This window comes from Arthrobacter sp. zg-Y769 (genome assembly GCF_020907405.1).
Lineage (GTDB): Bacteria > Actinomycetota > Actinomycetes > Actinomycetales > Micrococcaceae > Arthrobacter_B.
The window spans coordinates 387,139-393,610 of record NZ_JAJJOE010000003.1 but is presented as its reverse complement, the minus strand read 5'-3'; the positions used below and the strand labels follow the sequence as shown (position 1 = coordinate 393,610).

At 66.7% G+C, this 6,472-nt stretch carries 8 protein-coding genes and 2 tRNA genes; 8 read left to right on the top strand and 2 right to left on the bottom strand.

Going from position 1 to position 6,472, the window contains the following annotated elements; all coding sequences use genetic code 11:
- Positions 1–113 precede the first annotated feature (113 nt).
- On the bottom strand, positions 114–1,496 hold the full coding sequence (locus LOC60_RS02180) for a protein kinase domain-containing protein (protein ID WP_230021299.1): 1,383 nt from the start codon (positions 1,494–1,496) through the stop codon (positions 114–116).
- A gap of 174 nt (positions 1,497–1,670) precedes the next feature.
- On the opposite strand from LOC60_RS02180, the gene LOC60_RS02175 reads away from it, so the two are divergent.
- The 8 genes from LOC60_RS02175 to LOC60_RS02140 all read left to right on the top strand — a co-directional run bounded on the left by LOC60_RS02175 (position 1,671) and on the right by LOC60_RS02140 (position 5,941).
- Positions 1,671–1,742, top strand: a tRNA-Thr gene (locus LOC60_RS02175).
- Between the two features lie 75 nt (positions 1,743–1,817).
- Positions 1,818–1,891, top strand: a tRNA-Met gene (locus LOC60_RS02170).
- A gap of 232 nt (positions 1,892–2,123) precedes the next feature.
- Positions 2,124–2,690 carry a type 1 glutamine amidotransferase domain-containing protein gene (locus tag LOC60_RS02165; RefSeq protein WP_230021291.1) on the top strand — a complete coding sequence of 189 codons (567 nt, stop codon included), beginning with the start codon at positions 2,124–2,126 and terminating at the stop codon, positions 2,688–2,690.
- A gap of 79 nt (positions 2,691–2,769) precedes the next feature.
- Positions 2,770–3,717, top strand: a complete 948-nt coding sequence (locus LOC60_RS02160) for a DUF2797 domain-containing protein (protein ID WP_230021289.1) — start codon at positions 2,770–2,772, stop codon at positions 3,715–3,717.
- A gap of 31 nt (positions 3,718–3,748) precedes the next feature.
- Positions 3,749–3,988, top strand: coding sequence for a hypothetical protein (locus tag LOC60_RS02155; RefSeq protein ID WP_230021288.1), 240 nt, complete (start codon positions 3,749–3,751; stop codon positions 3,986–3,988).
- Positions 3,985–4,434 (top strand): FAS1-like dehydratase domain-containing protein, encoded by a 450-nt coding sequence (locus tag LOC60_RS02150; protein WP_230021286.1) that lies wholly within the window; start codon positions 3,985–3,987, stop codon positions 4,432–4,434. Before LOC60_RS02155 ends, LOC60_RS02150 begins: the two co-directional genes overlap by 4 nt.
- Before the next feature lie 5 nt (positions 4,435–4,439).
- Entirely contained in the window at positions 4,440–4,871 is a 432-nt protein-coding gene (locus LOC60_RS02145; protein WP_230021284.1) for a MaoC family dehydratase, read from the top strand.
- 5 nt (positions 4,872–4,876) lie between these two features.
- Positions 4,877–5,941, top strand: coding sequence for a UDP-N-acetylmuramate dehydrogenase (locus LOC60_RS02140; protein WP_230021377.1), 1,065 nt, complete (start codon positions 4,877–4,879; stop codon positions 5,939–5,941).
- Positions 5,942–5,962: 21 nt separating this feature from the next.
- On the opposite strand, the gene LOC60_RS02135 is transcribed toward LOC60_RS02140, so the two are convergent.
- A complete protein-coding gene (locus LOC60_RS02135; protein WP_230021276.1) occupies positions 5,963–6,433 on the bottom strand; it encodes a hypothetical protein in 471 nt (156 codons plus the stop codon).
- Positions 6,434–6,472: the final 39 nt, after the last annotated feature.

Here is a 6,472-nt window from a genome sequence, read left to right as displayed (position 1 = left end):
CCCCCGGGGGCCCCGTCCCCTACGCCCCCCCCCCGCTGTTCGGGACACTACGACGGGCGCCTCCCGAAGCGGGAGGCGCCCTTCTTATTTGTCCGTCCGGTTTGCTCGTCCGGCTACTGCACGGACCCGCCTGCACGGCGGCTCTCGAGGCGCATCTCCAGGTCATTCATGACAATGGCAGCCAGGTCCGAGAGTGTTGCCTCGTCTTCGGGGGAGAAGGTGCGTGGCTTCGTGTCCAGGATGCAGAACGTGCCCAGGTTGAACCCGTCACTGGTCTGCAGCGGAACGCCGGCGTAGAACTGCAGGCCGAAGTCTCCGGCCACCAGCGGGTTGGCCAGCGTCCTCGCGTCATGCCGGGCGTCGTCGACCACATACACGCCGTCCTGCAGGATCGCCGAGGCACACAGGCCGGGATCGCGGCCAATCTCGACGGCGTCCGTGCCGTGGTGGGACTTGAACCAGATCCGGTCGGTGTCCACCACGCTGACGATTGCCACGGGGACGTCGAAGAGGCGGGACGCCAGGGCAGTGACGCGGTCGAAGGCACCGTCCGGGGGAGTGTCCAGCAGCTCGTAGCGGCGGACCGCATCCATGCGCTGGGCCTCGTCCTCGGGAAGCAGGCCCGGGTCGACCCGGTGCCGTCCGCGTGCGGCGATGATCATGTCATAGAGGACCTGGGAGACGTCGTGGGCGCTGGGACGCTCTGCGGCGTCCTGTGCGGTCATGGCGCGCAGGAGCGGTTCCCAGTCCGTGCCGAGCTCTGCGGGGATCTCAGGGTCCCGGAGGAGGCGTGCCAGGGCACTTTCCAATGCGGGGCCCGGGAAGGCGGGTTTCCCGGTGAGGCACTGCAGCAGCACCAGGCCGAGGGAATAGACGTCGCTCCACGGCCCGGCCTGTTCGCCGCGGGCCTGTTCGGGGCTCATGAAGGCGGCTGTGCCCGAGAAGGTCCCGTGCTGCGACTGCGGATCGTTGGCCACGAGGGCAACGCCGAAGTCGGTGAGCTTGGCGCGGATGCGGGCGTCGGCGCTGCGGTAGTCGAACAGCATGATGTTCGCCGGTTTGACGTCCCGGTGCACCACGCCGTTTTCGTGGATGTACTCGAGGCCCAGGGCGAGGTCATAGCCGAGCAGTGCGGCCTGCCGCCGGGGCAGCGTGCCCTCTTTCAGCCGTTCGCGCAGGTCCAGGCCGTCGACGAGTTCCATGACCAGGTAGATCAGCGGCGATTCCGGGTCGGAAGTGTCCGATCCGGCATCCAGCAGGGTGACGAGGCTATGGTGGTTCAGGCGCGCCAGGATCTTGGCCTCGGCGTCGCTGCGCCGCAGGTCCATCTCGCTGGTGGCCGACGGGCGGATGATCTTCACCGCTACGTCTCGGCCCAGGAACTCATCCTTGGCCCGGTGGACGGTGCCCATGGCACCTGCCCCGATCTGATTCAGGAGCCGGTATCTTCCACCCGGGAAGAGGCCCTCTGAGACATGGTTCGGCACTATGCTCACGTGCCCTCGCTTTCTCGTAGTGTAAGCATACTGATTAACCGCCCGGAAGCTTACTTTTGACGCCCTGCCGGGCCGCGTGTCGGACCGGCAAAAAGTGTCACTGATCACCTTTGCCGCAAACGCCCCTTTTCGATTTCATGTTCCGGAAAAGTGCTGGTAGAGTTTTATGTCGTTGCCCCGATAGCTCAGTGGTAGAGCGCCATCTTGGTAAGATGGAGGTCCCGGGATCGATTCCCGGTCGGGGCTCTCAATGGGAGGGCCCGCGTTGCTAAGGCTGTTTGTTTTGCAGAGGCCTGTGTAGGGCGGGCTTTACTCATTTATGGCGGTGTAGCTCAGTTGGTTAGAGCGCACGACTCATAATCGTGAGGTCGGGAGATCGAGCCTCCCCACCGCTACGGACAAACCCCCGGAATCCAAGTGATTCCGGGGGTTTTTTCGTGTCCCGGAAGCGTTTGCGACGGGCACCCCTGGCGATCCCGCCCTCCGTAAGGTTGCTTATCATCGCAGGTTCTCCATAGGGTGGGCAGAGCGGGACCGCGAGGTTCCCGGATCGAAGCACCAACACCGTAGAAGCATCGCGGCGGCCCGCGAGTAGTCCGGCCGCAGCCGAAACGAACGGAGTTTTCCATGGCAGAGCACGACATTTCCGGCAAGAAGGTAGCTTTCCTCCTCACCGACGGCGTGGAGCAGATTGAGCTGACCAGCCCCTGGGAAGCGGTGAAGAACGCCGGCGGACAGCCGGTCCTCGTATCCCCGAAGAAGGGCACCATCCAGGGGTTCGACGGTATGGACAAGGGTGAGACCTTCACCGTTGATCTGGACGTGGCCGACGCCGATGCAAGCGACTTCGACGCGCTGGTCCTGCCCGGCGGCGTCGTTAATGCGGACTTCCTCCGCGTGGACAAAAACGCCCAGCAGTTTGCCCGCGCCTTCTTCGAGGCACACAAGCCGGTGGCTTCCATCTGCCACGGCCCGTGGCTGCTGATCGAAGCCGGCGTCGTCAAGGGACGCGACCTGACCTCCTATCACACGCTCGCGACGGACCTGAAGAACGCCGGAGCCAACTGGACCGACGAGGAAGTAGTGGTGGACCAGGGTTTCGTCACCAGCCGCAACCCGGACGATCTGCCGGCGTTCAACGACAAGCTCGTTGAGGAAATCGCCGAAGGGGAACACGCGGGCCAGCACGCCTGACGCCTCCCGAAACACCGCCCAGGGGTGGGGTAACGTGAAAACGTTATCCCACCCTTTTGGCGTTAACCGGAGGTCCGCTTTGCCTGCAGCCGGGAGTACCGCAACACGCGCCGACGCCGGCAGGTACCTGTGTTCGGGAACCTCCTGGGATGCCGCCGGCCCCAACCTGACGCTGCACCTTCCAAACGGGCAGGCCGAAAAGCAGCGGCTCGCTCCAGGCACCGAACTGCGGTTCCGTGTCCTGGCGGACACCGACGGGAACGGGAAATTCTGCCTTGGTTCCTGGCAGGTAAACGACGGCGTCCAGTCCCACACTCCCTGTCCGGGCCAGGCCCCCGCCGAGCGCGGTTATCAGTGCACCAGCTGCTTTATCCGGGACGAGGTGCGCGGAATCCACAACAGCCACCGGGCGGACAGTATCCCCGACGCGCTCCGGCGCTACCTGGAGCAGCCGCACTGGCTGTACGTGGCCACATTCGCCGACGGATCCACCAAGGTAGGTACAGCCGCTGACCGGCGCAAGCAGCTCCGCCTGATCGAGCAGGGGGCCGTCCGTGCCCGGTACGTCGCAAGGGCGGGCGACGGCCTGGTGGTGCGGGTGCTCGAAGACGCCGTGACATCCGTGGTCGGCCTGCAGCAGGCTGTCCGGGCGGGAACCAAAACGGCCGCACTGGCCCGGCCCCTGGCCGCTGCGGATCTGGACGCCCGCAACGCCGAGGCCGCGGACTCCGTGCGTTCCATGCTGGCGGACCTGGCGATTACCGGCTTCCGGACGGCCGAGGAAGTCTGGGAACCGCCGGCCCAGTTCGCCACCGTGCTGGAAACGCCGTGTGAACTGTATCCATGCGACCCGGCGTCCGGAGAGCACGGCATGGTCATCCAAGCCGTGCTGGGTGCAACGGCCCTGGTCCGGGTGGACGGCGAAGAAACCCTGTTCGCAGCCGACCTGTCCCGCCTGAAGGGCCGCCGGCTGCAGTACGGTCCCTTCCGCACTGCTGTCCCGGCACTGCAGGCCGCATTGTTCTAGGCCGCCCCGCCCGCCCCTGTATTCTGAAGACATGCTAAATACCCCTTGGGAAACCGGCTCGCCCCTGTACCGGAAACTTGTCGTGAGCGCACTGGCGCTCAGCGGCCTCGGGGTGCTGCTGGTACTTCTGGGAGCGGTCCTGGACAACCAGGTCCTGATGTACATTGCCCTTCCCCTGATTGTGGTGGGCCTGAGCACGCACCTGAGCGGTATGGTGGTCCGCGCCAGGGACACCCGCCGCCGCATCAAGGGCATGGAGGGCAACAAATGAGCATCAACCCCCAGCTCCTGGGACGCACCTACCCGGCAGGGGCCGCGTACTCCGTGGGCCGCGAGAAGATCCGCGAATTTGCTGCGGCCGTCAAGGCCACCAACCCGGCCCACTTCGATGTCGACAGTGCCCGGGAACTGGGCTACGCCGACCTCGTTGCCCCGCCCACCTTCGCCATCATCGTTGCCCAGCGGGCCGACGCGCTGCTGGTTGCCGACCCCGATGCCGGCATCGACTTCTCCCGGGTGGTCCACGCCGATCAGCGCTTCACCCACCACCGGCCCATCGTGGCCGGAGACGAACTGGTGGCCGAGCTGCACGTGGACTCCGTCCGGGCCATGGGCGACGGCGCCCTGATCACCACCCGCGCGGAAATCTCCACCACCGAGGGTGAACAGGTAGCCACCACCCTTTCATCCATCCTCGTCCGCGGAGAGGGGCAGTAACCGCTATGTCCATTGCACTGAGTGAACTGTCCAAGGGCACCGAGATCGGTTCCACCGCGCTGGAAATCAACCGTGCCGACCTGATCCGCTACGCCGGCGCCTCCGGCGACTTCAACCCGATCCACTGGAACGAGCGCTTCGCCCGCGAGGTGGAACTGCCCGGCGTCATTGCGCACGGCATGTTCACCATGGGTACTGCCGTCCAGCTGGTGAGCGACTGGATTGGAGACCCGGGAGCGGTGATCGACTACCAGACGCGCTTCACCCGTCCCGTTCTGGTGGAGGACGTCGACGGCGCCCCGGGCGCGGTTGTCGAGGTGGCCGGCGTAATCGGCGCCGTCGACCTGGACAACTCGACCGCACGCGTGGACCTCACGGTGACGTTCAACGGCCAGAAGGTGCTGGTCAAGGCCCAGGCAGTGGTGCGGGTCTGGTGACTGCTCTGACCCGGATGCCGCTGGCATCCCTGACCACCGCACGCGTCGGCGGCCCTGCCCGCCGCTACCTCGAAGCAGAAACCGAAGACGAACTGATCATCGCCGTCCGCGCCGCGGATGAAGCGGGGGAGCCCCTGCTGATCATCGGCGGCGGTTCCAACCTGTTGATCTCCGACGAAGGGTTCGACGGCGCCGTCATCCACATTGCCAGCCGCGGGCTGGACATCCGGGAGGCTGGGGACGGAACCGCCGTCCTGCGTGCCGAGGCCGGGCACCCGTGGGACGAACTGGTGGCTCACACGCTGTCGGAGGGCTTCTCCGGCCTGGAGGCGCTGTCCGGCATTCCGGGGCTGGCAGGGGCGACGCCGGTGCAGAACGTGGGTGCCTACGGCGCCGACGTGTCGCAGTCCATCACCTCCGTGCGGGCCTGGGACCGCACCGAGCGTGCGGTGGTGGAATTCGCCAACGCCGACCTCGGGTTCGGGTACCGGGATTCGGTACTCAAGCGCAGCACGGTCAACGGCTCACCCCGATACGTGGTGCTGACCGTGGAGTTTGCGCTCTCCAAGGGATCGACCAGCGCCCCGGTCCGCTACGCGGAACTCGCCCGGGCCCTGGGGGTGGATATCGGCGAGCGTGCCGACGCCGTGGACGTGCGCCGCGAGGTCCTGCGGCTGCGGGCGGGCAAGGGCATGGTCCTGGATGCCTCGGACCCGGACACCTACAGCACCGGTTCCTTCTTCACGAACCCCATTGTTGACGAGGCGACGGCGGCCGCACTTCCGGCCGACGCTCCCCGCTACCCGGTGGCGGACCCCGGCAAGGTGAAGCTCAGTGCGGCCTGGCTGATCAGCCATGCCGGCTTCCGCAAAGGCTTTGGGCTGGCACCCGGGGACGGCACGGGAGGGCGGGCCTCGCTGTCCACCAAGCACACCCTGGCCGTCACCAACCGCGGGGAAGCCAGCGCCGAAGACCTGCTGGTCATCGCCCGGGCGGTAGCGTCCGGCGTGGAGAAGGCCTTCGGCATCCGCCTCCACCCCGAGCCGCTGCTGGTGAACTGCGCACTGTAGCCGGCTCCGGCCCGGCAGGGGTTAGCCGCCGGGACTGTGAGCCGGCCCCTCGGGAGCCGGTCCCTTCCGTGCGGGTCCCTTCCTCGCCTCGGCGGCGGCTGCCCGCGCACTCCGGATAGCCGGCCGGTCCCGGCGTGCGTCCAGCAGGCAGCTGTTGCACAGCCACTGGATAAGCCGCGGCGTCAGGGCCACCTGCGTACGCCGGTCCTGCAGGTCCGGCAGCAGCCACTCCGGCTCGAGGAAACCGCTGAGGGCATAGGCAAGCTCGTGCGCCCCGAACAGCCGGGAAAAGGCCGCCTCCGGCTCCAACGACCGCTCAAGCGCCAGCAGTGCGCGGTCCTCTGCGCAGAGGATGCCTGACCCCTCGGCCTCCAGATACCGCCGCAGCTGCAGGGCCACACGGAGATAACGGGCCCGGGTGGGGATCTGCTTGCCGGCACAGCTGAAGGCGAAGAAGGTGTTAAGGATCGAATCCACGCTTTGCTGCTCCATGCGGACAACATGCCACCCGGCACTGACAGTTTCGTCCAG

Coding starts and splice junctions, on each gene's coding strand:
- LOC60_RS02135 (WP_230021276.1), bottom strand. CDS start 6,433: ATGGAGCAGCAAAGCGTGGATTCGATCCTTAACACCTTCTTCGCCTTC.
- LOC60_RS02145 (WP_230021284.1), top strand. CDS start 4,440: ATGTCCATTGCACTGAGTGAACTGTCCAAGGGCACCGAGATCGGTTCC.
- LOC60_RS02155 (WP_230021288.1), top strand. CDS start 3,749: ATGCTAAATACCCCTTGGGAAACCGGCTCGCCCCTGTACCGGAAACTT.
- LOC60_RS02150 (WP_230021286.1), top strand. CDS start 3,985: ATGAGCATCAACCCCCAGCTCCTGGGACGCACCTACCCGGCAGGGGCC.
- LOC60_RS02165 (WP_230021291.1), top strand. CDS start 2,124: ATGGCAGAGCACGACATTTCCGGCAAGAAGGTAGCTTTCCTCCTCACC.